Origin of the sequence: Pectinatus frisingensis (assembly GCF_015732285.1) — a bacterium.
Classification (GTDB): Bacteria; Bacillota; Negativicutes; order Selenomonadales; family Selenomonadaceae; genus Pectinatus; species Pectinatus frisingensis.
Window position 1 is genome coordinate 156,913 of record NZ_WIQU01000065.1, and the last position, 24,902, is coordinate 181,814.

Sequence of the window (24,902 nt, forward strand, 5' to 3'; positions counted from 1 at the left end):
AGTTTACGATTAAAAAAACATATCTGAAGGTAAAAAATCAATTATTGTAATTTCCTAAAAGGGGGCAGTGTGAATAAAATGATAACAAATCAAACAAAAGTTATAAAACAAAGATATAATCGTACAGCTCGTTTTTATAATTTTATGGATAAAATGATTTCAAAGCGACTGCGCAGACAGATCGTGGAATTGGCAAGCGGTAATGTTTTGGAAATCGGTGTAGGAACAGGGAAAAATTTGTCATATTATAAAAACTGTGTAGTGATTGGCATAGACTTTAGTTCTGGTATGCTGGCAAAAGCCCAAAAAGTGGTTAGACAGAGACAGATGCCGATAAAACTGTTGGAAATGGATGCGCAGAATATGATGTTTCCAGATAATAGCTTTGATACAGTGTTGGCAACCTGTGTGTTTTGTTCAGTGCCAAATCCTGTTAAGGGACTCGAAGAAGCACGGCGTGTTTGTAAACCTGATGGCAGAATAATTCTTTTGGAGCATGTACGAAGTGAAAATTTTTTTTTGGGCAGGTTGATGGATATGTTGAATCCATTGTCGTTACATTTGATTGGATCAAATATCAATAGAAAAACAGTTGAAAATGTTGAAAAGGCGAATATTAAAATATTACAGGTGAAAAATGTAAAGGGAAATTTGGTAAAATTGATAATCGGTACACCTTAAAAGATTGGCATAAAATGCGGTTGATGTTTTGTTTTTGACCAAAAAAATGTTTTACAGAAAACCAGATAACACAAAATTTACATTATGGATAAAAATTTTTGAATATTCACAAGGATTTAGACAAATAGAGTAGAATTATCTCAGATAAAACTAAATCATAAAGGGGTGGAACAACATGGAGGGTTTTAATAATCTCAGGGTAAGTCGTAAACTTTATTTATTGATCGGCATTCTTAGTTTGGGTATCATTATAGTGGGCATAATAGGCTATTTGAATTTAAAGGACAGCAGGCAGAAAGTTAATAAATTATATAATGAGGATGTTAAAATATCCGATATAGTTTATGAGAATCGCCTGGCCTTGAGACGGGCCCAGGCGGATATTTATCGACTGATGGTAACAAATGATGATAATGAAAATAAAATGCTGCGCAATGATATAGATAATCAAAGAAAAACCTTCGAAGATAATCTCGCTGTTTATGAAAATATGGATCTGAATCAGCAGGAGCGATCTGACCTTGATGAATTTAAGCAATTGGCGCAAAAATATAGTGATAGTACCACTGATGTGATAAATCTGGCTACGCAGAATAAAAATGAAGAAGCATATGTTTTGTTTCAAAAAGAATCAGATTCGCTATTTACCCAGATGTTTGACAAATTAATTGCAATTTCGAATAAAGCGAATGAAAGCGCTGATAAAACTAATCAATCAGTTGTAGAAATGATCCAAAGTGCTACAATAAAAGCATTGACAATTACAGTAATCGCAGTTGTCGTGGGCATACTTCTCGGCATAATGATAGTCAAGCAGATAGACGGTCGTTTAAATGATTCAATCCAATTTTTGGGAAAAATTGCAGAAGGGGATTTTTCCAATAATGTAAATGAGAATCATTTGGCAGATCACAGTGAATTTGGTGATCTGGCCAGGTCGATTAATATAATGAATAAAAATATCCGCACATTGATTCAACATCTGACAAATACTTCGGAGCAAGTGGCAGCATCATCAGAACAATTAACAGCAAGTGCAGAACAGTCAGCCACTGCATCACAGCAGATTGCTGTATCGATTACTGAAGTGGCTCAGGGGGCTGGCAAAGAATTAGAAATGGCTACGGCGACTGACCATATAATCGAAGAAATGGCTAAGGGAATACAACAGGTTACGGAAAGCACCGTTGGTGTGGCGCGTAAGTCGGAGTCAACTGCCAATTCGGCGATAGAAGGCAGTAAGGCTATTGAAAATACTGTGGCTCAGATGGTAAAAATAGGAGAAAAAACGGAAAGTACATCTAATGTCATAGATGAATTGGAAAAGAAATCCAAAGACATAGATAGTATGGTAATGTTGATATCGAGTATTGCAGATCAGACAAATCTTTTGGCGTTAAATGCTGCTATTGAGGCAGCCAGGGCCGGAGAGTATGGCAAGGGTTTTGCAGTGGTAGCTGAAGAAGTGAGAAAGCTTTCCGAACAATCGACCGCTGCTTCTAAAGATGTCCAGACGTTGATCCATGATGTACAAGTAAGAACACAAACGGCAGTTACATTTATGAAGGAAAGCAGGCATGAAGTTGGGCACGGTAAGGATTTAGTCGATATTGCAGGGCGAACTTTTACGGAAATTGTTGAAATGATAAAGAAAATTTCTGAAGAAATCACTACAATTTCTGCAACAGCAGAACAGTTGACAGCAGGAACTCAAGACGTTGTTAATACTGCTATGGATATAAAGGTGCAAAGTCAAAAGACATCGGAAGAAACTCAGACTATTTCGGCCGCTACGGAAGAACAGTCGGCTTCAATGGAGGAAATAGCTTCAGCCAGTACTCACTTAGCTAAGATGGCCGCTGGACTGCAAAATGCTATTCAAAAATTTAAGATATAAAAGTTCTATAATGATTTTTGATAATAAATTAAGTACCATGTAAATTATAAAGCATTTGCAGCAATTAATTAATAGGCAGTATAAAAATACGATAATATAAGGTCTTGCATCAAATTGTGTAAGACCTTTATTATCGATTATCAGGTAAAAACAATTATGACAGGAATTCTAGTAATGGCGAAATCAATTAACATTGATGTACAGTGTCGCGTCACCAAACTAAGAGAATTTATTTCTCAAGAAGAAATTGCCATTAAAATACTTCAGTGAATTTAAGATCGTGCGTTGGGAGGGTATGGAAACCATGTCCCATTTACTAAATCGATCAATAAAAAATCAAATAAGAAATTTGTTCATCTCTAGCTTGCTGGTGACAATGTGCATAATAAGTTTGATTATTTTTTATTATTGGAAAGTATCTATAGACGGAATTATGCAATATGCACAAGAAGAAACGGCGCAAGCTGTTTTACAGGGAATAAAAGATTTTGTCGATGTACCACTTAAGCTAAATGAAAATAACAGATATTTTTTGGAAAAAGGGTTGTTGGACACAAACAATGAAGATAACACTGCCAAATTTTTTGGCGGTGTTATGCGCAGTGCTGATGAAAATGTATATAGTTTTAGCTTTGGAACAGAAGCCGGTGAATATTATGGGGTGCGAAAAAATACAGATAATCAGCTTGAATTCATGAAAAGCAACAAACAAACGGATGGTCGCTCTGTTTATTACTTGTTGGATGATAACTTTAAGTTAAGGAATCTAACACAACAATTAGGAAAATTTGATCCGCGTACGCGCGATTGGTATATTGTTGCAAAAGAGGAGCAATACCCTGCCTTTTCAGACATATATCAGCATTTTATCATGAAGGATCTGGCTATATCGGCATCTTATCCTGTCTTTGATGAAGACAAAAATTTTATTGGCGTTTTAGGAACACATATAACGTTAAACAAACTTAATGACGAATTAAAGGACATAGTAAAAAATCGTCGGGCGAAAGTCTATATATTTGAAGAAAAATCAGGAAAAATTGTGGCTAATACGGAAAATGCCGCCAATTTTACAATCGACGAATCCGGGAATTTTCATCGAGATAGTATAGAAAATATAAAAGATGATATTATAAAAAAAGCATATTATCTTTATAAGGATTATAAAAAAAATAATACGAAAGAAGTTAAAAATGGAGAAAATTTTTATATAAAAATGACTGAATATAGAAATCATGGCATAAGGTGGATTATTGTGGTTGCAGTACAAGAAAATTATTATGTAGCTGCTATAAAAAAGAGTATTTGGATATCGGTAGCATTGTCTACGATTATATTATTGATTTCAATATATATGTCGGCTAAGAAGATAGACCAATATCTGTTGCCAGTTTATGATCTGATCGGAATTACAAAAAAATTTTCTGCGGGTAATTTTAGGGCAAAAGCTGAAACTTCTCAAAAAAATGAAATTGGAATTTTAGGTGAAGTATTTAATAATATGTCGGAACATTTGGCAATATTGATTAATAATTTGGAGCAAAAAGTGCAGGAGCGGACTAATGAACTGGAGAAAAAAAATCAGATATTGTCGGAGACTAAGGAAAAACTGGAACATTCCCTGCAGATAGATTTTTTGACGGAATTATATAATAGACGTTTCTTGATAGAAAATTTGGAAAAAATGATAAAAAATTATAATGGAAAAAGTGATGTGTTTTCCATTATAATGATGGATATTGATTTTTTTAAAAAAATCAATGATGAATATGGACACGATTGTGGAGATTTTGTATTGCAGGAGGTGGCAAAGTGTTTTCAGGAATGTATAAGAGAATATGGGTATATTTCTCGCTGGGGAGGAGAAGAATTTCTCATCTTATTGCCATCATCCGATAAAAAAAGAGCTTTTGGTATAGCTGAAAAACTCAGACATAATATTGAAAATCATAATTTCCGATGTGGAAAAGTTGATATAAAGGTAACTTTAACTTTAGGAGTTGCTGCTTATGATGGAAAAATGACATTAGATTCATTGATTAAACGCGCTGATATTGCTGTTTATGAGGGCAAAAAAAATGGCCGGAATCAAACTCGGCTGTATGAAAATGGATAGTAGTTCGCAAAACGGTACTATTATTTTCATTCGGTATGTTTTTTTAACTGTTCAGCTTGCAGCAAAAGTTCTTCAATCTTTGGGGTACAGCGGCGGCCGTGGCAGGGACCTGAGCCGGCACCGGTTGCTTCCTTTACTTTTTCTACGGTATCGGCACCAGCAGCAATAGCTTTTTTCATCGCAGCGCGGTTAATTACTTTGCAAAGACAGACCCTGGTCATTTTATCAAGAATTTTTTGTTTTAATGCATCATCGTCCATAAAAAATCTCCTTTGGAGAAACTTGTCGGTGTGAATAAATTTTTAAATATTGGCAGTATATATTAATATGCAGATTTTAGTTAAAATAAAATTATAAGTATTTTGGTTTATTTTATAGTAACTGAGAATCATTAGTCAAGTTTTATTGTTGGGATAGGTCACTTGATAATGATTCATGAATCATGTTACACTTTACTTAAGAAAATTTAAGGCACTGAATTTAGTAATAAGTCCTAGTCAATTATTTTGGCTGGGGTTTATTTTATTTGTAAGCCTTGAGTATTTATTAATAAAAATAATATAGGGGAGATATGTGTAATTATGACTGTAACCAATGGTATTTTAAATTTTGTTAATAAGCGGGAGATCCAGGACTTAGTAAGCAGATATATATTGGCATTAGATGAAAAATGTTTTAATAATAAAATATTTGAAACAATTTTTGCAGCTCAGGCCGGTGTAAAATTACCCTCGATTGATAGTGCTTGCGGTGATATCGATACAATAATGAATTTGCATAGGACTTTATTATCACAATTTGAATCTACACACCATATGAGCAGTGATTTACTAGTTGTTTTTATAACAAGTAAAGAAGCAGCTGTCAGATGTAATTTGTCTGTAATTCATCGATATAATAAAGTCGGTAAAGAAAAAAACGGAGAAGAATTTTTAATTGTCCGGGATGTTTTGGAGGGGAAGGTTAGACAAATAGGTAATAAATGGTATTTTTTCGATGTATGTATAAAAGTTATATATAGACAGTGATGAGATCAATCACAAAAGTGGTATAATTTTTATGTGACAAATAGATATTTCAAATACTTTTTGTAAATTGATTATATTGGGATTTTCAAGGGGAAATGGGATAGTAATGATAAAATGCCTCAATTTTTGAAATTTACGGGGATGAGAAGATATCGTCCGGATGTGGCATTATGATTTCGTACACCTTCGATCTTAATATAAAATATTGAAAAAATTGCGATTTATGACTGCCAGCTCACGAATGGCTTAGATGTATTTGATCCGCATCAGATTATTACTGGCAATAGGATGATAACCTGAACGGCTATGTGGCAGAAATTTGTTTTAGTTAGATAATTTTAGAATATAAATGATTCAGGTGATGGCATTAATGCGTATCTTTCATAAATATATAATTTTTTTTGTTGGTCTTATACTAGGGATTTTCATAGCAATAAATATAATAGGAATAGCCATTGGTAATATGTTATACCTTATGCTTAATAAGCAGCGGCTGGATAATTTAGTACCGGCATTGGCTGACTATTCCCAAAATGTCGCTCAAATCAAAGAATATGAGAATGAAAAAAAATGGAAACGGATTACTATAAATGCCGATGATGGTTCCAAGATGACTGGAACATACATAAAAAATGGTAAATCAGTCAATAAGGCTGTTATCATTTTACATGGATTATATCAAAATAGATCAATGTCGATAAATTATGTATCGCTTTATCAAAAATTGGGATTTAATATTCTATTGGTAGATTTACGCGGGCACGGAGAAAGTCAGGGGCAAATGACTTGGGGCAAAAGTGAGACTGCTGATATCGATGAGTGGATAGCATATCTCAAGAATCAGGAAAGCAATAGTATTATAGGAATACACGGCATATCACTGGGAGCCGCATATGCCGTGCTGCACAGCGGGGCATATGCAACGACAAAAGCTGATTTTTATGTAGAGGACAGTGCGTATGCTGATTTGGCTAGTATATATCAAGAAAAACTGCAGTCATTTTTACAGTTGAACGATAACGACGCTTTTGTTGTTAAAATATTGAGCTTTTATTGTCAGGTATCTATGTATTGGCATACTGGTGAAACGATGGCGGATCTGTCTCCGTTGAAAGCCATACGCAATGATAAGAAACCAATGTTGTTTTTGCACGGCGGGGCAGATATGCTGGTGCCGGCAGCTTCTATGCAAAAATTATATGATGCTTGCCCGGCATATAAAGAATTATATGTTTTCCCGGCCGCGCAACATGCTGTTTCCATTGCCAGTAATCCCGGTGAATATTACGATGCATTAAAAAAATTTCTGAATGATATCAAAGTAATTGATTTATGATTAATTTTACATTATCGCGTTCAATTAAGAGGATAAATAATATGAAGTTAACTATAAAAGCAGTTTAATCAGTAGTTGTATCTGGATGTATGGAAGATCCCTTGTCCGTATCTGATGTATCGGAACTGCCAGATGATGTTCCGGAAGAAGTATTTTCGGATGGAATTTGATCAGAAAATTGTTTGATTATATTTTGAACTTTAGCATCTTGTCCATAAGTGAGTACACTGTAGAGCCCTGAATCAGAAGTGCTATTATCAGGTAAATAATTTGCCAGAGAATTATTTTGCATCTGTAGAGAAGATATATATTCATCTACAATTTGTGTTACCGAAGACGAATCATTGGCAGAAGAATCATCAGAAGAGGGATCATTAGTTGAGGGAGATTTAGAGTCAGGCATTTTTCCTACTACAATATCATTGAGTGAATTTGTATCTTTGCCTGAAGAAGCAGAACTGCTTGTCGTATTTGCAGCTGCTGTAGTATTTTTATCTGTAGTTCCTGACGAAGATGCTGAAGTGGTGTTATTTGAGAGCAAATTTGATAATATACTATTAGATAAACTATTGATAATAGACATAAAGAAACCTCCTTTTAAAAATAGAACATTAATATTTTATCCTGTATATATTATCGTCGATTTGAAATAAAAGTTAAGTAAATTTTGATATATTCATAGTTGTAATGTAAAATAAAATTAAAATGATAAATTAATTTTTGGAAAATTGCTATTGTTTTTATATAAGTACATATGGAGGTGGCAACATGATCCTTTGTATTGCAAAAACTTCATACAAAGCAGGCACAGCGGCGATTGTATGGAGTGATGGAAGTCGCTGATTGCCGGCTTTGCTGCATTTTAGCAGAAATTAAAGCAAAGAAGGCAAAATATATGAATTACAAAATTATTGATATAGACAAATATTATCGACGTGATGTATTCCGGCATTTTTCACAAGATTGCAAGTGTTCTATTTCAATGACCAGTCATTTAGATGTTACAAACTTGGAAAGTTGTTCACGGAATACAGGAACAAAGTTTTATATTAATTTTCTGTATGTGTTGGCAAAAGCTTTAAATTCAAGGGAAGATTATCGTATGGGATACCTTTGGCGGACACAGCAGATTATTGTATATGACAAAATTAATCCAACACAATATATTTTTCATGAGGCGACAGAAAGCTGTACACCGGTCTATACGGAGTATCATAATAATTATGAATGCTTTTATAGTGGATGCGTAAAAGACATAGTAAAGGCAAAACAATCGCAAGAATACGCACTGGATATGGAAAATCATCCAAATTGGTTTGACGCCTCATATATTTCTTGGTTATCCTATGATTCACTGCATATTGAACTGCCGGATGGTTATCTTTATTTTATGCCAATTGTAAATTGGGGACGTTATCGTGAAGAGGACGGACGCTTGATAATGCCGGTGAGTGTGCGCTTAAACCACGCAGCAGCTGACGGTTACTTATTGGCAAAGGTATTTTTACTGCTGCAAGAAAAAATTGTGGAATTTACTCGGTAATAAAATTATGCAAAATTAATTATTGCTAAAAACATAACAAAAAGGAAGGGATCTGCTATGGATAAATGCAGACCCTTTCCTACAATTACATATATGCTGTATCAAAAATCGTACCGTGCCGACAGCAATTAGTCCCTTTACTCATCCGCAACCAATAGTTGCGTAGATGCAAAGCAGTATATATGGTGCAACCACATAAAGTCGGTTAAACTCTAAGCAAGTTGAATTTTATAAAGAGGAGCTTAAAGTATGAATATTGAATTAGCCAACAGATTTGTTGCATTACGCAGGGAAAAAGGATATTCTCAAGAGGTACTGGCCGAAAAAATGGGCGTAAGTCGTCAGGCAATCAGTAAATGGGAATGCGGTGAAGCGTCACCGGATACTGACAATCTCATATTGCTGGCTAAAATATACGATGTATCACTTGACTTTTTACTAATTGGCAACAGTAACACTGATAATAATAATAATACCGTTCCGCAGGGAAAAAATGAACCGTCAGATGATAATGATGCGTCATCTGTTTGTAAACACGCTGGTATCCACATGGAAGGTAAAAATGGTGAAGGGCTGCATATTGATAAAACCGGTATCCGTATGGAAGGCAAAAATGGTGCAGCGCTGCATATCGATATAACCGGTATACATGCACAGAGCGAGAATAATAAAGAATCATTGCACATACAAAAAGATGGTTCATCCATAAATGTCGATGGAAAAAATTACACTTGGGCAGAAGCCAAAAAAAAATGGAAACACAACAGACATACTTTTCCACTTATGTCCATTGTTGCTATCATTTATATAATGCTGGGCACATTTTACCATCTGTGGCATCCGGCTTGGATAATATTTATAGCGGTTCCATTGCTTTGTAGAATAGTCAAAATGGTGCGGGAACGAGACTGGGCCAGTTTTCCATACACACTTTGTGTTGTATGTGTGTATTTAATAATAGGATTTTTTTATCATCTGTGGCATCCGGCATGGGTACTGTTTTTGACCATTCCAATGTTTAATTATATTAAACGATACATTACTGAAAAGAACGATGCTGAATAATACAGCTATATAACTTTCCTGAGTATCAACTGTAAAATCTGAAAAATATTGATGCAGGGATAAAGCAATATTTACAGACAAAACTTAAAGAATCTTCTTTTTTTACATGGTGGTTTTTCCTTTTCAGGATATTATCTATTACTTTTTATATTAAATTTGCCCTATATTAATAAAGAGCATATACGCTTCATTTTTTTTAGCAATTTTATAAAAAAAAATAAAAAAATTTTCCACAATAAATAAAAATAGACAAACAGCAGCTAAAATGGCTCAATATTTCATAAAAGCAATAAATTTAATAGAATAAAATGTGGATTAGATTTATGGCAAGGAATAAAATAAAAAGGCTTCCAGGGGAAAAACTATGGAAGCCCTTTTGTTAGCGTTTTCTTATACCCAGCCATTTAAATAATATATTATTTAAATGGTATTTTTATTCCTTGCTGGATAGATTTATATATCCCATTTTTCATAAAGTAATAATAATCGTCAAGTTGTTTACCCTGCATAACACCCAATGCAGATAGCATTAATTTTGTAAATTCTAATGCTGCTGTCCCATTGGCAGTGATGATATTATTGTCAACTACAGCTTGTTCATTTATGTAATTTTCTTTATTGGTATACTTGTCTTTAGCATATGATTTTAGTTCGGTCAAAGTATTGCTGGTATGTTTTATATTGTTTAAAATTCCATTTATTCCTAAAAATACTGTAGCGTCACAAATTGCACCCATAGGAATTTTATTGGTTAAAGAGGTATTGACTAGTGCCATTACTGCTTCGGACTCTTTGGTTCTCCAAGAAAGACCGCCAACTAACACTAAACCTGAGAATTCTTTCGGAGTATTCTGCACTGTGTAGTCAATGTTAACCCGCAATCCACCAATAGAAGTACATATTCCTTTTTCAATACTTACATATTTGACTTCATAATCAGGATCGATACTTTTTATTGTTGAAGTTAAAAAGGCAGTTTCCCAATCGGCAAATTTTGGTAATATGACTACCCAAAGAAGTTTTTTCATAAATTTTCCGACTTTTCTTTTTGTTTTATGGCATGGACGTTTGCATAAATTAATTTTTAGATAGTGACAAGGGTAATAACTATAGGGCATCTTTGTAAAAAATGTATTTTATTTAACAAATTATCAATTAACGTTTTCCAAGAAGAATTGAAATAATTGGATAGCTATGCGGCCGGTTGATTTTCCTAGAGTAATATTTATTCTGACACCAATCCAGGAGTAATAGTTAATTTTTTGGTTACACATAATTGGTTATAGTTTCCTGCACATAATAATCTCATGTCTATTATACAATCATATGTTTTTTGTATATAGATAATCAGTTGCTGTAACAACATCTGCAAAAACTCCATTTAAAGAGGCCATTATACTATTATGGATAATTTTTGCAGCAATTTTTTCCCCCTTCCATTTTAAATCCATTGTTGTACAAGCGTCATCAACTACAATGATTTTATAATTGTAGTTTTGAGCCGCACGGACCGTAGTATCGATACACATATGGCTCATCATTCCGATAATTACAAGGTTAGTTGCTTGAAGCCCATCTAGTACATTTTTTAAATCAGTTTTAAAAAAAGCATTGGGATAATTCTTTGTCAGTATTACCTCGTCTTTTTGCGGCATAACGGCCTCATTAAATTCCAAAAGATAATCACCATTGGGATTTTCACTGATATTAAACATATGTTTTATATGAATTATTGGCTTATGGTCATTCCTGAATTTTTTTAATATTATAGCGGCTTTTTTTGCAGTTTTTTCAGGCTCGTGTAACCTATAAGCTCCTTTTGCAAAATACATATTCTGAATATCAATTAAAATCAATATTTCATTTTTCATTTCATAACATGCTCCTATTATTTCTAAGAATTATGTCCTCATTCCTTATATATACATGATATGAAATAAATGCGATGATGTAAATTACCCACTTTTTTGTGGGTATTATGACTTATTATAAATCTGATCAAGTATATCATTGGTAAATCCTTTTTCTATGAGTTCTTTTTTTTTACCATTTTCAAGCATGTAATCAATTCCAATGTCCTGCATTATTTCAAAAGCTTGTAAAAGTCTGGTTCCTTTGTTTTTAGTAAGAAAATATTCCACATGGAGAGGATAGCCTTTTGAACTTGACTTATCTACAATTTTAAACTTTTGAAGCTCTTTTAGTTGTTCAAGCAACATTTTTTGGGATATTCCTGCAATACTTTTCTTTAGTTCTGAGAGGGATTTTGAATTGTTTTTTAGTTTAAAGATTATTATTGGTTTCCATTTTCCCTTTATAATATCATGAATAATTTCCAGAGGGCATGTATAATTTTTTCTTATTTTCATAGACTGTCACCATACCGACCATATTTATGTGATTATTAAATGATAAACTATTTGGTAAATTTGGTATATGTTGTATTTTGTTATGTTTTTTAGTTAAAACTTTATTGTCAGAAACGGGTAATAAAGGATTAGAAGGTATAAAACATTAATCATATTAGGATAGTTTTGATTTAATACAAGATACAAAGATGGCAAAACAAAAAAGGCCTCCAAGGTTTTTCCCCGGAAGCCTTGATATACATATGGAGCTGGCAATAGGATTTGAACCTACGACCTGCTCATTACGAATGAGCTGCTCTACCAACTGAGCTATGCCAGCAATAACGTATATTATGATACTGGAAAGGGCAATTTTTGTCAAGAAAATATTAAAACGGCAATTCATGAGAAAAGTAACTGCTCTGGCAGAAACCTGTTTCAAGAACTGTCGTTTGTTGTCAAGTGATGTATTAATGAATATATCAGTGAGGTAAAAGTAATGATTTCATTTAATTATTGCGCATTTACCTTGGCAATAACATCTTTAGTAATATCTTCTGCACCATATATAGCGACAGAAGCATCTATCACATAATCAAGACCTTTTTCCTTAGCTACGGCTTCAACTGCTTTTTGAATGTTATCACGAATCGGTTTAATAAGTTCATTCTGGCGATCAGAAAGCTTCTGGTTTAATTGGTCGAAAAGTTCTTTTTTACCCTTGTCATCAAGGGAAGCAGATTTTTTGTTGAATTCGTCCTGAGTCTTTTGGCGTTCAAGATCAATGGCAGCATTGGTTGTTTGCATATCGGGATAGCTGGAAAGTACTTCACCAAGATTTATGGAACCTAACCCTGCAGCAGATGCCTGTGCCGGTGAATAGAAGGCATAAATGCTTATTGCAAAGACAGCCGCAAAAACAATGCTGAAAATTTTGTTCATGATACTGACCTCCATTTGTCAAATTATTACTTTATGATAATGAAACTATTACAAGTGTACGTTATAAGAAGGAATTTAGCAAGTGTTTTTTGCTGGTAAATAATAGGAGAAATGTTAAACATTTTTCTGGTCAAGGACAAAATGACAGGCAAAATAAAAAATGTTATAATATCAGTATATTTTTTTGAGGATGATAAGAATGAAAGCAGTAATATTTGATATGGACGGGGTAATTGTCGATAGCGAAGCCATCCATATTAAAACTAAGATGCAAACGCTGAGGGAATATGGTATAAATTGTACTCGGCAGGATTGTTTACCTTACTTTGGCCGGTCATCAAGGGCTTTTTTTAGTGATTTTATCACCCGGGCAGCTTCCAGTATTTCTTTAGATGAAATTGTCGCACGCAAACATCAGTTGTTTTTAGAATATATTGCAGATAATGATGCTGTACATCCGGTTAAAGGGGCTATCGCTTTAATTAAGGATTTTCATAATAGACAGGTGCCATTGGCATTGGCTTCTTCGTCGGTGCGGCGAAATATTGAAATGTTTCTTAAGAGATTTGGCATATACGATTGTTTTGATGTAGTTATGAGCGGAGCAGAACTGCTGCACAGTAAGCCAAATCCTGAGATTTATTTATTGACGGCAAAAAAACTGGGTATTAAACCGCAGGAATGTGCTGTGATAGAAGATGCTGAAGCGGGTGTGACAGCAGCGAAAAGGGCCGGGAATTATTGTGTGGCATATTGTAATCCTGATTATAGGGATTGCGGTCAAAATGTTTCGGCAGCTGATGTGCAGGTAGACTCATTGAATGATATTGATATTGACAGGCTGCTGGTGCAGAGGTATTGAGTTTTGGGAGGTATAAATATAATGAATAGTTTTGAATATTGTTGTCCGACAGAGATCATTTTCGGCAAAGATGCAGAAAAAAAAGCAGGTAGTAAAATAAAGTCATATGGAACCGATAAGGTTTTGCTGGTTTATGGCGGAGGCAGCGTAAAAAAAACGGGATTACTTAATGCTGTTTGTACTGATTTAAAAGAGCAGGGACTGGAGTATGCTGTCATAGGTGGTGTTAAACCAAATCCAGTGGTTTCATTTGTCCGTGATGGAATTAAGCTGGCGCAGCGTGAAAAAGTGAATTTTGTACTGGCTGTGGGCGGAGGCAGTGTCATTGATACGGCTAAAGCGATCGCTATTGGTCTGGCTAATAATTCTTATGACATATGGGATGACATCTGGCAAAATAAGGTTAAACCTGTTAAGACTACACCTATGGGGTGTATTCTTACTTTGGCTGCTGCGGGTAGTGAAACCAGCGATTCTGCTGTTCTTACCAATGAAGCCACAGGTCAGAAACGCGGCTTGGGTACTGTGCTGAACCGTCCTAAAGTTGCTTTTATGAATCCGGAATTGACCTATAGTGCGCCGAGGTTTCAGATAGCTTGTGGTATAGGGGATATACTTATGCATACTTTGGAACGTTATTTTGATAAAAACAGCGATAACTGTATGACAGATTTTATTGCGGAAGGATTGTTGAAGAATGTAATCCATTTCAGCAAGGATGCGTTGGCAAAAGATCATGATTATTTGTCAAGAAGTGAAATAATGTATTGCGGCAGTCTGTCACATTGCAATCTGACGGGATTAGGACGACGCAAGGATTTTAGTGTTCACAAGCTTGGACATGAACTCAGCGGAAAGTTCGATGTGGCACATGGAGCATCATTGACAACAATGTGGGCAGTGTGGGCGCGGTATAGTTATAAAACTGACGTGAAGCGATTTGCCCGGTTAGCGAAAGTATTGTGGGATATTAATGAAAGTGACGAGGTAAAGGCAGCGCTTGGCGGCATTGACAAAATGGAAGCATATTTTCATTCAATCGGGCTGCCGGTCAACTTCACGGAATTGGGTATCGGTGTACAATCAAATGAAATACTCGAATATTTGGCTGATATGTGCACTGACTATGGCAAGAAAACCGTCGGTAATTTTAAACCAATAACCAGACAGGATGCCATTAATATGTATAAAATGGCCAATCATTAAAAATATTGAATAAAGCTATAGGATAATTTGTATTATAGGGCGTGAGATAAATTATCGTAGAAGATAATAAGTGTTCATTGTGTCCGCGGCAATGTAAAGTTAAGCGAGAAAATGGTGAAACGGGTTTTTGTCGGGCCGGTAATGAGGCAAAAGTGGCATTGGTCAGTGTTCATAAGTGGGAGGAACCTTGTATATCGGGGAAGAATGGCGCTGGAACAGTGTTTTTTTCTAATTGCAATATGCGGTGTATATTTTGCCAGAATTATGCAATAAGTGCTCTGGGATATGGGATTACCGTTGATACGGGACGTTTGGCCGAAATATTTTTAGAGCAGCAGGCAAGGGGCGTGGAATGCCTTGAGCTTGTGACACCAACACAGTACGCGGCCGTGATAGCTGCAGCGTTGAAGACGGCCCGGACAGCAGGATTGAAATTGACTGTCGTTTGTAATACAAATGCTTATGAGACAATTGAAACGATAAAGATGCTGGCACCATATGTCGACGTATTTTTGCCGGATATGAAGTATTGGGATGAAACGATAGCACGAAAATATTCGCAGGCGCCAAACTATGCGGCAACGGCAACGGCAGCAATAAGGGCAATGTATGAAGCAGCGGGACCAGCAGTTATGGCAGGTAATATGCTGAAAAAGGGAGTACTGGTGAGACACCTGATTTTACCATGGCAGTATAAGGATAGCATAAAAATAGTGGAATGGCTGTGGAAGACATTTGGTGATAATATTTATTTAAGTTTGATGAATCAATATACTCCGGCATACAAAGCTGCGGAAATTCCTCAGCTGAATAGAAAATTGACTACATTTGAATATCAAAAAGTTATTGATGCGGCTTTGGACTTGGGAATAAAAAATTGTTTTGTACAAGAACGGGCCAGTTCTTCGAAAAGATTTATCCCTGAGTTTAATGGTGATAATGTTTTACCAACCGGTCATTGATATAATATAACTAAATTTTGGAAGTGAAGATATGCCGATAAAAATTCCTAATAATTTGCCGGCAGCGCAAATACTTGATAAAGAAAATATATTTGTAATGGATACAGATCGTGCGTATAAGCAGGATATACGTCCGCTGCATATTCTCATACTGAACCTTATGCCGTTGAAAACGGTAACGGAAACACAATTGCTGCGTTTGCTGGGAAATACTCCGCTGCAGGTCGAAGTTGATTTTATTTATACGCAGTCTTATACACCGGCACACACTTCCATGGATTACCTGACTGAATTTTATGGTACTTTTGCGGATGTCAAAAATAATATATATGATGGTTTTATCATGACGGGAGCTCCGGTGGAACAGCTGGAATATGAAGATGTAGCCTACTGGGATGAAGTCTGCCAAATAATGGAATGGACAAAGACTCATGTGTTTTCGTCATTTTATATCTGCTGGGGAGCTCAGGCCGGGCTTTATTATCATTATGGAGTGCCTAAATATGCAGTGGAACCAAAGATTTTTGGCGTATATAAACATCGTCTGCTGGTAGAACATGAAAAATTGTTCAGAGGGTTTGATGATGAATTTTATGTACCGCATTCACGTCATACTGAAGTGCGGCGCAGTGACGTTGAAAAAGTCCCGGAATTGACGATTATGGCTGAATCGGATAGTCGCTGCGGAGTCTATGCCATTGCCAATTTGAAGCATCGTCAGTTTTTTATTACCGGACATGCGGAATACGACCCGTTATCATTGAAATGGGAGTATGACCGCGACGTAAAAGCAGGATTGGATATTCAAATACCCTGTAATTATTATCCTAATGATGATCCTAAAAGACAGCCTGTTGTGAAATGGCGCAGTGTAGCTAACCTGCTTTTTGCTAATTGGCTGAACTATTATGTATATCAGGAAACACCATATGATCTGGCAAATTTAAAAAATACTTCGACACCATGGCGAAATGGTATCAGAGAAATATAATAAAGGGGTGTCACATGAAAGGCATTGACCTCATAAAGATGCAATTGACCGCTTGCGGCCTTCCGCCGTTTTGAAAGTGGATAAAAAGAACAAAACATTGCAATTTATGAATGAAAATGATTATGTGTGATACCCCTTTTTATTATTTATAGCAGACAGCTATTTAGTTGCAGCCCAATTGATACCAGTGTTTATGTCTATGGTCAGGGGAACTTTTAATTTGACGATATCCTGCATTGTTCTATGTAAAATATCCTTTAGGACAGGTATTTCAGAATTGATGCATTCAATGACCAGTTCGTCATGAACTTGTAGTAAAATGCGGCTTTTAAGGTTTTGCTTGTTTAATTCCTGCCAAGTGGCAATCATAGCCATTTTAATGATATCGGCAGCGGTGCCTTGTATAGGTGTATTCATTGCCATTCGTTCATTTTGTGAGCGAATGTTATGATTGCTGCTTTTTATGCCGGGCAGATAGCGGCGGCGTCCGAATAAAGTAGTAGTATAGCCTTTTTCATGTGCCTGGTCAACGATGTTGTCCAGGTATTTTTTTACTCCTTCATATTTAGCAAAATAATTGCTGATATAGTCGGCGGCTTCCTGGCGGGAAATGTGCAGCTCTTGTGCCAGGCCATAGTCGCTTTTACCGTATACAAGGCCAAAATTAATTGCCTTGGCATGGCGGCGCAGTTCCGGTGTTATTTCATCAAGCGGTACGTTGAAAACTTCTGAGGCAGTGCGGGAATGGATGTCTTGTTCCAGCTGAAAAGCTTCAATAAAATTTTTATCATCGGACATATGTGCTAAAATGCGCAATTCTATTTGAGAATAATCGGCTGATAAAAATAGATCATACCCCTTGCCTGGTTCAAAAAGGCTGCGAATTTTTTTACCGGCATCGGTTCGTACAGGAATATTTTGCAGATTGGGGTCAGAGCTGCTTAATCTGCCTGTGGCAGTAACTGTCTGGTTGAAAGTAGTATGTATGCGATGTGTTGTTGTATCAATCAGTTCATGCATCGCATCTAAATAAGTACTTTTCAGTTTATTCCACATACGATAATCAAGGATCTTCTCAATAATGGGGTGATAGGGGCGTAAGGATTCCAATACTTCGGCATTGGTGGAATAACCGGTTTTAGTCTTTTTTTGCACAGGTAATTTTAGATGCTCAAATAATACTTCACCAAGTTGTTTAGGAGAATTGACATTGAATTCTGTTTCAGCCAGCTGATATATTTCAGTGAGTAGTTTGTAGATGGTGCCGCCGATTTCGTCGGACATATTTTTTAATTTGGTGTCGTTTATATATACGCCGTATTCTTCCATCGATACAAGAACATCTTCCAAAGGCAATTCGGTTTTTTCATATAAATTGTAAAGATCTTTGTTTTGCAGGGCATCTGTTAAGATGTCGGCCAATTTTTTTAATGAAATGGTATTTATGTAATAAACGGCTTCAGATTGCAGGCTGTCACTTGAATCAGGCTTGTAGGCAGGCGGTTCTTCAATAAGATATTTAGCAGCTAAACTGGTCATATTATAATCGCCGGCTGCCGGATCAAGCATATAAGCGGCAAGCAACAAGTCGATGATTTTACCTTGCGGTTTAAACGCGCAGTGCAAAGTGTTTTTTAAATCATAGGTTATTACGGTCAGATTTTTATCCTGAAAAAGAGACTTGATGAAGTTCTCAAATTCGGGTTGATTGGGCAGATATAAAGCCGGTTGTTTTTCGACCATTGTTTTGAGAACAAAGCCATTACATGTCATATGGGGAACTTTGCCGGAGATTATCGGCAGGTAAATAAAATATTTATCAGTTTTGATTTGCCGGGCAAGTTTGGCAATATTGTCTGGCACCAGCGTAATATACTCATTGGCGGCAGCGGGAACAGCAGTGGGAGCATCACTGCCGCAGAGCCGATTCAAAGCCGGCCAGACGCTTTTAAGCTCATTGACGGTGCAAAAAGATTTTATTAAGTTTGCATCTGGTGCAATAGTGAAATCTGTTGTGTTGAAAGATAATGGCATATCACATTTTATCGTAGCTAATTTATAGGAAAGAAAGGCCATTTCTTTGTCATTAATTAATTTTTCCTGCAATTTTTTACCGGAAATAGCGGTAATATTTTCATATATACCAACTAAGGTTTGATATTGGGTCAGTAATTTCAAGGCAGTTTTTTCACCAATACCATATACACCGGGAATATTATCCGATTTATCACCCATTAATGCCTTAAGATCGATCAATCGTTGTGGTACGATACCGTATTTCGCCATAAAAGCTGTTTCATCAAAAATGTCGGTTTCACTGATACCTTTTTTTGTCATCATTACTTTTAGATTAGGACGGATAAGCTGTAAGGCGTCACGGTCACCGGTAACTATTATTGTTTCATAATTGTTGGCAGCGGCACTAGTGGCAAGTGTTCCTATAATATCATCGGCCTCATAGTTATCCATTTCAATAAATTTTATGCCCATGGCATTACTGAAATCGTGTAATAAGGGAATTTGGCTTTTGAGTTCATCAGGAGTTTTTTCTCGGGTCCCCTTGTAGTCTTTATACATTTCTGTACGGAATGTTTGGCGGCTTTTATCAAAAGCTATTGCTGCATATTGTGGCTGCAGTTCTTCAAGCAGCTTTACGAGCATTCTGACAAAACCAAAAATGGCATTGGTGTATTTCCCGGATTCAGTTGTTAAGAGTGGCAGAGCAAAAAAAGCCCGATACATTAAACTACTGCCGTCGATTATAACAAACTTATTATTTTTTTGATTCATAGTGATAATACTCCTAAAATTGTTATTTACTATAAAATATAACATAATTAAATGTTTCTTCCAACATTGAATATACTCAGAAAAAGCTTGCAATGTGCTTGTCAGTAGACAATACAGCTTAAAAATATTATAATAAACGCAAGTTTTATTATAAGGTTATAGTATGTGGTAAAGCAGGGTGTCTTATTTATATATTATATGGCCCGGCGTATTTTTATTAATTTGTCGGCTGAGTATAATAAGAGAAACTGAATAGATACCATAAATCTAGGAGGATGTCTGATGAAAAAGAGATTGGATCCGGATTCATTCGATTTTCCGGTGGAAAAAATAGAAAAGGGATTTTATAGTGATATTTATTTTTTGCGGACGCAGGCAATTTTAGAACAAGCTGATATGGCACCTCACGTTACTGTACAAATTTTTCAACGTGATTACGCAATGCTTTGCGGTATAGATGAGGTCATTGCTCTGATCAAGAAATGTTCGCGTAATCCTAAAAAATTGAAAATTATGGCACTTCACGACGGCGATAAAGTGGCACCCTGGGAAACAGTGATGACGATAGAAGGCAATCTGGCTGATTTTATTCATTTGGAAACGGTATACCTGGGCATATTGGCCAGAAGAACAAAGATAGCCACGAATTGCAGCAGGGCAGTTGAAGCAGCCAATGGCAAACCGGTGCTGTTTTTCCCATCACGTTTTGATGAATACACTGTTCAGGAGGGCGATGGTTATGCGGCTAAAGTGGGCGGTATGGACAATGTATCAACTCCGGCTAATGCTATGTGTTGGGGAGTAGAGGCGGCTGGAACGATACCGCATGCTCTGATAGCAGCATTTAACGGAGATACTTTAGCAGCGACAAGGGCTTTTGATAAATATATGGATCCCAAAATAAGCCGGATAGCATTAGTTGATTTTAATAATGACTGTGTCAATACCAGCTTGGCAATTGCACGGGAACTCGGTGATAAGCTTGAAGGTGTGCGGCTTGACACTTCGGATAAGATGGTCGATGTATCATTGATCGGGCAGATGGGGCATTTTAAACCTACAGGGGTAAATGAGCAGCTGGTGCGCAATGTCAGAGCGGCACTTGATAATGAAGGGTTTAATCATGTGAAGATTATTGTATCAGGCGGATTCAATCCTGACAGGATTCGTTTGTTTGAACAAAATAAAGTTCCGGTTAATGTATATGCTGTGGGCAGCAGTATTTTTGCCACTAATGTTGATTTTACTGCGGACGTGGTATTGCTTGACGGAAAACCGTGTGCCAAAACAGGGCGTCATTATTTACCTAATGAACGACTGGAAAATGTAGAAATGTAGGTTATGAATTATGGGATTTGGTGATATTCTCATTTTTATTTTATTGGGTGCAATGATTGTATATACATTTTGGGACGATATATTTGATCGTTGATAATTCTGGAATTTACCATACTATAGATAAAAAGCTGTTGCTACAGTGACAGCTTTTTATCTATGCAGTGAATACATAAATTGTTTGTGTTATTAACCTGATAAGTAATATATTATGCTTGACTATAAAAAATAATAATGATATTATGAAAAAAGTATATCAATAATTATAGATAGAAAGAAGATTTCCATTATTTGGAAAAATAAATTAATATTATTATAAGAGGATGAAATAAAATGAATTGTAAAGTATGGCAAACTATTTTTTATAGTATTGGTGTCATATTGACAGGTGTTATTTATGCCGCAGAACAAAACATATTTTTAGCATTAGCCGGTGGGATATTGGTAAATATAATTATTAGTGTCATATTGGTAAAGCGCGATAACTGCCGGGAGAAAAATCAACCGGTTGCTGAAGTGACAAAGACTCAGGAGGCAAATAATGACTTTGGTAAAGATGTTAATCTATTGAAAGTTGCTGAAGAATTGGGATTTACAGCGCAGCAGATTCGCTGGGGAGTATCGGAATATCAGGAGGTTTTGCACAGACTGCAAAAACTTTCTGAGGAAATAAATTTGCATAGCGGTACAAATGCAGCTCAGACTGAGGAAGCCACAGCTTCAATTGAGGAAATAGCATCTTCAGCCAGTGATGTTTATAAAGCTTCCGAAAATAGTTTTACCCAGTGTGCAAAATCTTCAAAAATCGCCTTGGAGCATCATCAGCAGATTGAAAGTATGAGCACATCTATGTTGAATATAGTCAATACGGTGCAGGATGCTATCAATCAATTGAATAATTTGAACGCGGCTTCTGATAAAATAAAGGATTTTGTTGGGAAAATTAGAAATATTGCCAGTCAGACTAATCTTTTGGCACTTAATGCTGCTATTGAATCAGCCCGGGCTGGTGAAAATGGAAGGGGATTTGCTGTTGTCGCTAAAGAAGTAAGAAAACTGGCAATAGAAAGCGAAACAACTACGAAGGAAGTAGAAGATATAGTCCTGGATATCACCAATAATATAACTGGTGTGACAACTACGATAGAAAAAGGCAGTAAAAAATTACAGAATATGGAAGTGCTTGCCAAGGAATCAGCGGAGGCAATCAATGGCATAGTAAATGATGTAAAGGACATAGAAACAAATGCGCATAATTTGTGCTCACTGTCGGATAGCCAGCGAAGCTCCACTGAACAAATTGCTAACGTTATAGAACAAATCAGCGGGTCAACTGTTAATATTGCAGCGAATACACAGACTTCATTAGATAGTGTAACTAAACAAGAAAAGAATGTTCAAGAACTTTTTGAATATACAAAGTCTATGCTGGCTATTGCTTCACAAGTGCAAAAAGTGGCCAGTCGTTATAAAAAACCGGATGAAATAATTTTTGGAGTCAATCCGTTCGTGTCACCTTTTGTCATTAAGGAAACATATTTGCCAATATTGGAAGAAGTTGCACACGATATCGGTTATAAGGCGAGAGTGATAATTGTTTCAAATTATGATGCACTGGGAAAGGCTATAATGGAAAATATTATTGATGTCGGCTGGTTTTCTCCGTTTGCGTATGTTTCTACTAAGCAAAATGCTGATGTGATACCTATGGTGACGCCTGTAGTAAATAAAGCTACATCTTATTTGGGATTCATAATCAGCAAAAAAGACAGTGGAATAAGATCAATGGATGATTTACAGGGGAAAAAGTTTGGGTTTGTTGATGAAAAATCAGCATCAGGTTATATTTATCCTAAGGCGTTATTGATTAAAAAAGGTAAGGATCCAGACAAATTTTTGGGCGAAATTCATTTTCTTGGCAGCCATAATAAGGTCATTGAAGCAGTGCAAAATGGTATAATAGATGCGGGGGCCACTTATTCAGAAGCACTGGATCTGGCTAAAAAAAATGGTACTTTGTCTGATGCAGATATCTATCAAGTGGCACAGACAGAACCCATTCCTAAGGATGTTATCGCTGCGTCGGCTGTATTAGATAAAACTTTGGTAAAAAAATTAACGGAAGCATTTACTAAACTGAATGAGGAGCAGACACGATGCAATAAGACACATATCAATGGATTCGTAAGGTCGGACGATAGTAAGTATGACATAGTAAGAGAGGCTGCTGCTTTAGTAAAATAAACGGCAGTTTCAAATAAATCAGAAATTATATATAGCATTTATGTAATAAAAGCTGCTCTGCGTGAGATGCAGGGCAGTTTTTATTCAAGCTGATATTTATGAATATAAAACATAAAATTGATAAATTGGCATTGATATTTTAATAACTAAGTAATATAATAATAATTAGTTATTGAGAACGTTTTTCATATAATAGATATGTATAAGGGGAGTTGATTGTAATGAGATGTTTTCAAGAAGCGGTGAGTAACCGCCGTACTAATTACGAACTGGGAAAAAATATTGATGTTCTGCCGTCGCAGATAGTGGCAGTAGTGGAAAAAATGACACGGGAAGTGCCATCGGCTTTTAATATGCAGTCAGCGCGAGTCATAGTAGCTATGGGGGATAAGCATGATACTATTTGGCAGGATACCAAAGATGCATTAAAAAAAGTTGTGCCTGCTGATAAATTTGCTCCTACAGAAAAAAAACTGGCTGGTTTTGCAGCGGCATATGGTACTATTTTATATTTTGATGAAACTGAAACGGTCAAGGCAATGCAAAAGCAGTTTGCCCTTTATGCTGATAATTTTCCGATATGGGCGCAGCAGGCAAATGGTATGTTGCAGTTTGCCATCTGGACAGCGCTCACCAATATGGGATTGGGTGTTAATCTGCAACATTACAACCCCTTGATTGACGATAAAATAAAGGCAGACTTCAGTGTTCCGGACAGTTGGAAATTGATTGCTCAGATGCCTTTCGGACAGCCATTGCAGGCACCAGCACCAATTGAAAAAATGACTATAGGCAGTCGGGTAAGGATATATGCCTGAGCTGTATATATAGCAATAATTAATGGTAATAATTATTGGCAATAATCGAATATAGGAGGATGATAAAATGTCTATTTATGATTTTACAGTAAAAACAAATCACGGTGAAGAAAAATCATTGGCTGATTATAAGGGTAAAGTGTTAATTATTGTTAATACCGCCAGTAAATGCGGATTTACACCACAGTATGAAGAACTGGAAAAAGTTTATCTAAAATATAAGGATAAGGGATTTGAAATATTAGCCTTCCCCAGTAATCAGTTTGCTCAGCAGGAACCGGGCAGCGCTAAGGAAATTGAACAATTTTGCAAGCTTAATTATGGCGTTACCTTTCCTATTTTTGAAAAGAATGATGTTCGCGGTGAAACGGCACAGCCATTATTTAAGTATCTGATTTCACAGCAGGCTTTTAAAGGTTTCGATCAAAATCATCCTAATGCCAAAGGACTGCAGAATGCAATTAATACAAAATTTCCTTCATTTATGGAAGGAGATTCAATAAAATGGAATTTTACTAAGTTCCTGGTTGATAAGCAGGGTAATGTCGTTGGACGTTATGAACCAACAACTACACCACTTCAAATGACGACGGCAATCGAAAAATTGTTAGGTTGATTTTAGCTTGTAAAATAATCCCCTATACAAAACATTTGTGTTTTGTATAGGGGATTATTATTATCATTACAATAATTATTATAAAAATAGAGGATAATTAAATAAAATATTGAATTATAAGA

Annotated in this window: 22 protein-coding genes and 1 tRNA gene; 15 read left to right on the top strand and 8 right to left on the bottom strand. The window is 36.0% G+C overall.

What is annotated here, in order from left to right; all coding sequences use genetic code 11:
- Window positions 1–78 precede the first annotated feature (78 nt).
- The 3 genes from I6751_RS12475 to I6751_RS12485 all read left to right on the top strand — a co-directional run bounded on the left by I6751_RS12475 (window position 79) and on the right by I6751_RS12485 (window position 4,694).
- Window positions 79–681 (top strand): class I SAM-dependent methyltransferase, encoded by a 603-nt coding sequence (locus I6751_RS12475; RefSeq protein WP_196599107.1) that lies wholly within the window; start codon window positions 79–81, stop codon window positions 679–681.
- A gap of 175 nt (window positions 682–856) precedes the next feature.
- Window positions 857–2,578 carry a methyl-accepting chemotaxis protein gene (locus I6751_RS12480; RefSeq protein WP_196590863.1) on the top strand — a complete coding sequence of 574 codons (1,722 nt, stop codon included), beginning with the start codon at window positions 857–859 and terminating at the stop codon, window positions 2,576–2,578.
- 295 nt (window positions 2,579–2,873) lie between these two features.
- Window positions 2,874–4,694, top strand: a complete 1,821-nt coding sequence (locus I6751_RS12485) for a sensor domain-containing diguanylate cyclase (RefSeq protein ID WP_196599108.1) — start codon at window positions 2,874–2,876, stop codon at window positions 4,692–4,694.
- Between the two features lie 26 nt (window positions 4,695–4,720).
- On the opposite strand, the gene I6751_RS12490 is transcribed toward I6751_RS12485, so the two are convergent.
- Window positions 4,721–4,954, bottom strand: a complete 234-nt coding sequence (locus I6751_RS12490; RefSeq protein ID WP_196590860.1) for a (2Fe-2S)-binding protein — start codon at window positions 4,952–4,954, stop codon at window positions 4,721–4,723.
- A 321-nt stretch (window positions 4,955–5,275) separates the two neighbouring features.
- Here I6751_RS12490 and I6751_RS12495 point away from each other — a divergent pair, with 321 nt between their 5' ends.
- The gene (locus I6751_RS12495; protein ID WP_196590859.1) at window positions 5,276–5,722 is read left to right on the top strand and encodes a nuclear transport factor 2 family protein; all 447 of its coding nucleotides are present in this window, start codon (window positions 5,276–5,278) and stop codon (window positions 5,720–5,722) included.
- A 370-nt stretch (window positions 5,723–6,092) separates the two neighbouring features.
- On the top strand, window positions 6,093–7,058 hold the full coding sequence (locus I6751_RS12500; protein ID WP_196590858.1) for an alpha/beta hydrolase: 966 nt from the start codon (window positions 6,093–6,095) through the stop codon (window positions 7,056–7,058).
- Between the two features lie 64 nt (window positions 7,059–7,122).
- On the opposite strand, the gene I6751_RS12505 is transcribed toward I6751_RS12500, so the two are convergent.
- On the bottom strand, window positions 7,123–7,641 hold the full coding sequence (locus tag I6751_RS12505; protein ID WP_196595520.1) for a hypothetical protein: 519 nt from the start codon (window positions 7,639–7,641) through the stop codon (window positions 7,123–7,125).
- 312 nt (window positions 7,642–7,953) lie between these two features.
- Here I6751_RS12505 and I6751_RS12510 point away from each other — a divergent pair, with 312 nt between their 5' ends.
- Both I6751_RS12510 and I6751_RS12515 read left to right on the top strand, forming a co-directional pair.
- Window positions 7,954–8,601, top strand: coding sequence for a CatA-like O-acetyltransferase, family 3 (locus tag I6751_RS12510; RefSeq protein WP_196590996.1), 648 nt, complete (start codon window positions 7,954–7,956; stop codon window positions 8,599–8,601).
- 249 nt (window positions 8,602–8,850) lie between these two features.
- Complete coding sequence (locus tag I6751_RS12515; protein ID WP_196590855.1) at window positions 8,851–9,666, top strand: helix-turn-helix domain-containing protein; 816 nt, start codon at window positions 8,851–8,853, stop codon at window positions 9,664–9,666.
- A 416-nt stretch (window positions 9,667–10,082) separates the two neighbouring features.
- Here I6751_RS12515 and I6751_RS12520 read toward each other — a convergent pair whose 3' ends face one another.
- The 5 genes from I6751_RS12520 to I6751_RS12540 form a co-directional block, all read right to left on the bottom strand.
- Window positions 10,083–10,694, bottom strand: coding sequence for a DJ-1/PfpI family protein (locus I6751_RS12520; RefSeq protein WP_196590854.1), 612 nt, complete (start codon window positions 10,692–10,694; stop codon window positions 10,083–10,085).
- A 294-nt stretch (window positions 10,695–10,988) separates the two neighbouring features.
- Complete coding sequence (locus I6751_RS12525; protein WP_196590853.1) at window positions 10,989–11,537, bottom strand: isochorismatase family protein; 549 nt, start codon at window positions 11,535–11,537, stop codon at window positions 10,989–10,991.
- 105 nt (window positions 11,538–11,642) lie between these two features.
- Window positions 11,643–12,035 carry a winged helix-turn-helix transcriptional regulator gene (locus I6751_RS12530; RefSeq protein ID WP_196590852.1) on the bottom strand — a complete coding sequence of 131 codons (393 nt, stop codon included), beginning with the start codon at window positions 12,033–12,035 and terminating at the stop codon, window positions 11,643–11,645.
- A 243-nt stretch (window positions 12,036–12,278) separates the two neighbouring features.
- Window positions 12,279–12,354, bottom strand: a tRNA-Thr gene (locus I6751_RS12535).
- A 173-nt stretch (window positions 12,355–12,527) separates the two neighbouring features.
- Window positions 12,528–12,956 carry an OmpH/Skp family outer membrane protein gene (locus I6751_RS12540; RefSeq protein ID WP_182187262.1) on the bottom strand — a complete coding sequence of 143 codons (429 nt, stop codon included), beginning with the start codon at window positions 12,954–12,956 and terminating at the stop codon, window positions 12,528–12,530.
- 199 nt (window positions 12,957–13,155) lie between these two features.
- Here I6751_RS12540 and I6751_RS12545 point away from each other — a divergent pair, with 199 nt between their 5' ends.
- The 4 genes from I6751_RS12545 (at window position 13,156) to metA (ending at window position 16,977) form a co-directional block, all read left to right on the top strand.
- Window positions 13,156–13,818: an HAD family hydrolase gene (locus I6751_RS12545; protein WP_196590851.1), complete on the top strand. Its 663-nt coding sequence runs from the start codon at window positions 13,156–13,158 to the stop codon at window positions 13,816–13,818.
- Window positions 13,819–13,839: 21 nt separating this feature from the next.
- Entirely contained in the window at window positions 13,840–15,024 is a 1,185-nt protein-coding gene (locus I6751_RS12550) for an iron-containing alcohol dehydrogenase (RefSeq protein WP_196590850.1), read from the top strand.
- 77 nt (window positions 15,025–15,101) lie between these two features.
- Window positions 15,102–15,986, top strand: a complete 885-nt coding sequence (locus I6751_RS12555; protein WP_231037852.1) for a radical SAM protein — start codon at window positions 15,102–15,104, stop codon at window positions 15,984–15,986.
- 31 nt (window positions 15,987–16,017) lie between these two features.
- Window positions 16,018–16,977, top strand: a complete 960-nt coding sequence (gene metA / locus I6751_RS12560) for a homoserine O-acetyltransferase MetA (protein ID WP_196590849.1) — start codon at window positions 16,018–16,020, stop codon at window positions 16,975–16,977.
- Window positions 16,978–17,136: 159 nt separating this feature from the next.
- On the opposite strand, the gene polA is transcribed toward metA, so the two are convergent.
- Window positions 17,137–19,767, bottom strand: a complete 2,631-nt coding sequence (polA, locus tag I6751_RS12565; RefSeq protein WP_196590848.1) for a DNA polymerase I — start codon at window positions 19,765–19,767, stop codon at window positions 17,137–17,139.
- Window positions 19,768–20,049: 282 nt separating this feature from the next.
- On the opposite strand from polA, the gene I6751_RS12570 reads away from it, so the two are divergent.
- The 4 genes from I6751_RS12570 (at window position 20,050) to I6751_RS12585 (ending at window position 24,780) form a co-directional block, all read left to right on the top strand.
- Window positions 20,050–21,105, top strand: a complete 1,056-nt coding sequence (locus I6751_RS12570) for a nicotinate phosphoribosyltransferase (RefSeq protein WP_196590847.1) — start codon at window positions 20,050–20,052, stop codon at window positions 21,103–21,105.
- Window positions 21,106–21,435: 330 nt separating this feature from the next.
- Entirely contained in the window at window positions 21,436–23,346 is a 1,911-nt protein-coding gene (phnD, locus tag I6751_RS12575; protein WP_196590846.1) for a phosphate/phosphite/phosphonate ABC transporter substrate-binding protein, read from the top strand.
- 221 nt (window positions 23,347–23,567) lie between these two features.
- On the top strand, window positions 23,568–24,164 hold the full coding sequence (locus I6751_RS12580; protein WP_182187250.1) for a nitroreductase family protein: 597 nt from the start codon (window positions 23,568–23,570) through the stop codon (window positions 24,162–24,164).
- 67 nt (window positions 24,165–24,231) lie between these two features.
- Window positions 24,232–24,780: a glutathione peroxidase gene (locus I6751_RS12585; RefSeq protein ID WP_196590845.1), complete on the top strand. Its 549-nt coding sequence runs from the start codon at window positions 24,232–24,234 to the stop codon at window positions 24,778–24,780.
- The last annotated feature ends 122 nt before the right edge of the window (window positions 24,781–24,902 follow it).

Bases quoted from the DNA above. Each gene is read 5' to 3' on its own strand.
- I6751_RS12475 (WP_196599107.1), top strand. From the start codon at position 79: ATGATAACAAATCAAACAAAAGTTATAAAACAAAGATATAATCGTACA.
- I6751_RS12480 (WP_196590863.1), top strand. From the start codon at position 857: ATGGAGGGTTTTAATAATCTCAGGGTAAGTCGTAAACTTTATTTATTG.
- I6751_RS12485 (WP_196599108.1), top strand. From the start codon at position 2,874: ATGGAAACCATGTCCCATTTACTAAATCGATCAATAAAAAATCAAATA.
- I6751_RS12490 (WP_196590860.1), bottom strand. From the start codon at position 4,954: ATGGACGATGATGCATTAAAACAAAAAATTCTTGATAAAATGACCAGG.
- I6751_RS12495 (WP_196590859.1), top strand. From the start codon at position 5,276: ATGACTGTAACCAATGGTATTTTAAATTTTGTTAATAAGCGGGAGATC.
- I6751_RS12500 (WP_196590858.1), top strand. From the start codon at position 6,093: ATGCGTATCTTTCATAAATATATAATTTTTTTTGTTGGTCTTATACTA.
- I6751_RS12505 (WP_196595520.1), bottom strand. From the start codon at position 7,641: ATGTCTATTATCAATAGTTTATCTAATAGTATATTATCAAATTTGCTC.
- I6751_RS12510 (WP_196590996.1), top strand. From the start codon at position 7,954: ATGAATTACAAAATTATTGATATAGACAAATATTATCGACGTGATGTA.
- I6751_RS12515 (WP_196590855.1), top strand. From the start codon at position 8,851: ATGAATATTGAATTAGCCAACAGATTTGTTGCATTACGCAGGGAAAAA.
- I6751_RS12520 (WP_196590854.1), bottom strand. From the start codon at position 10,694: ATGAAAAAACTTCTTTGGGTAGTCATATTACCAAAATTTGCCGATTGG.
- I6751_RS12525 (WP_196590853.1), bottom strand. From the start codon at position 11,537: ATGAAAAATGAAATATTGATTTTAATTGATATTCAGAATATGTATTTT.
- I6751_RS12530 (WP_196590852.1), bottom strand. From the start codon at position 12,035: ATGAAAATAAGAAAAAATTATACATGCCCTCTGGAAATTATTCATGAT.
- I6751_RS12540 (WP_182187262.1), bottom strand. From the start codon at position 12,956: ATGAACAAAATTTTCAGCATTGTTTTTGCGGCTGTCTTTGCAATAAGC.
- I6751_RS12545 (WP_196590851.1), top strand. From the start codon at position 13,156: ATGAAAGCAGTAATATTTGATATGGACGGGGTAATTGTCGATAGCGAA.
- I6751_RS12550 (WP_196590850.1), top strand. From the start codon at position 13,840: ATGAATAGTTTTGAATATTGTTGTCCGACAGAGATCATTTTCGGCAAA.
- metA (WP_196590849.1), top strand. From the start codon at position 16,018: ATGCCGATAAAAATTCCTAATAATTTGCCGGCAGCGCAAATACTTGAT.
- polA (WP_196590848.1), bottom strand. From the start codon at position 19,767: ATGAATCAAAAAAATAATAAGTTTGTTATAATCGACGGCAGTAGTTTA.
- I6751_RS12570 (WP_196590847.1), top strand. From the start codon at position 20,050: ATGAAAAAGAGATTGGATCCGGATTCATTCGATTTTCCGGTGGAAAAA.
- phnD (WP_196590846.1), top strand. From the start codon at position 21,436: ATGAATTGTAAAGTATGGCAAACTATTTTTTATAGTATTGGTGTCATA.
- I6751_RS12580 (WP_182187250.1), top strand. From the start codon at position 23,568: ATGAGATGTTTTCAAGAAGCGGTGAGTAACCGCCGTACTAATTACGAA.
- I6751_RS12585 (WP_196590845.1), top strand. From the start codon at position 24,232: ATGTCTATTTATGATTTTACAGTAAAAACAAATCACGGTGAAGAAAAA.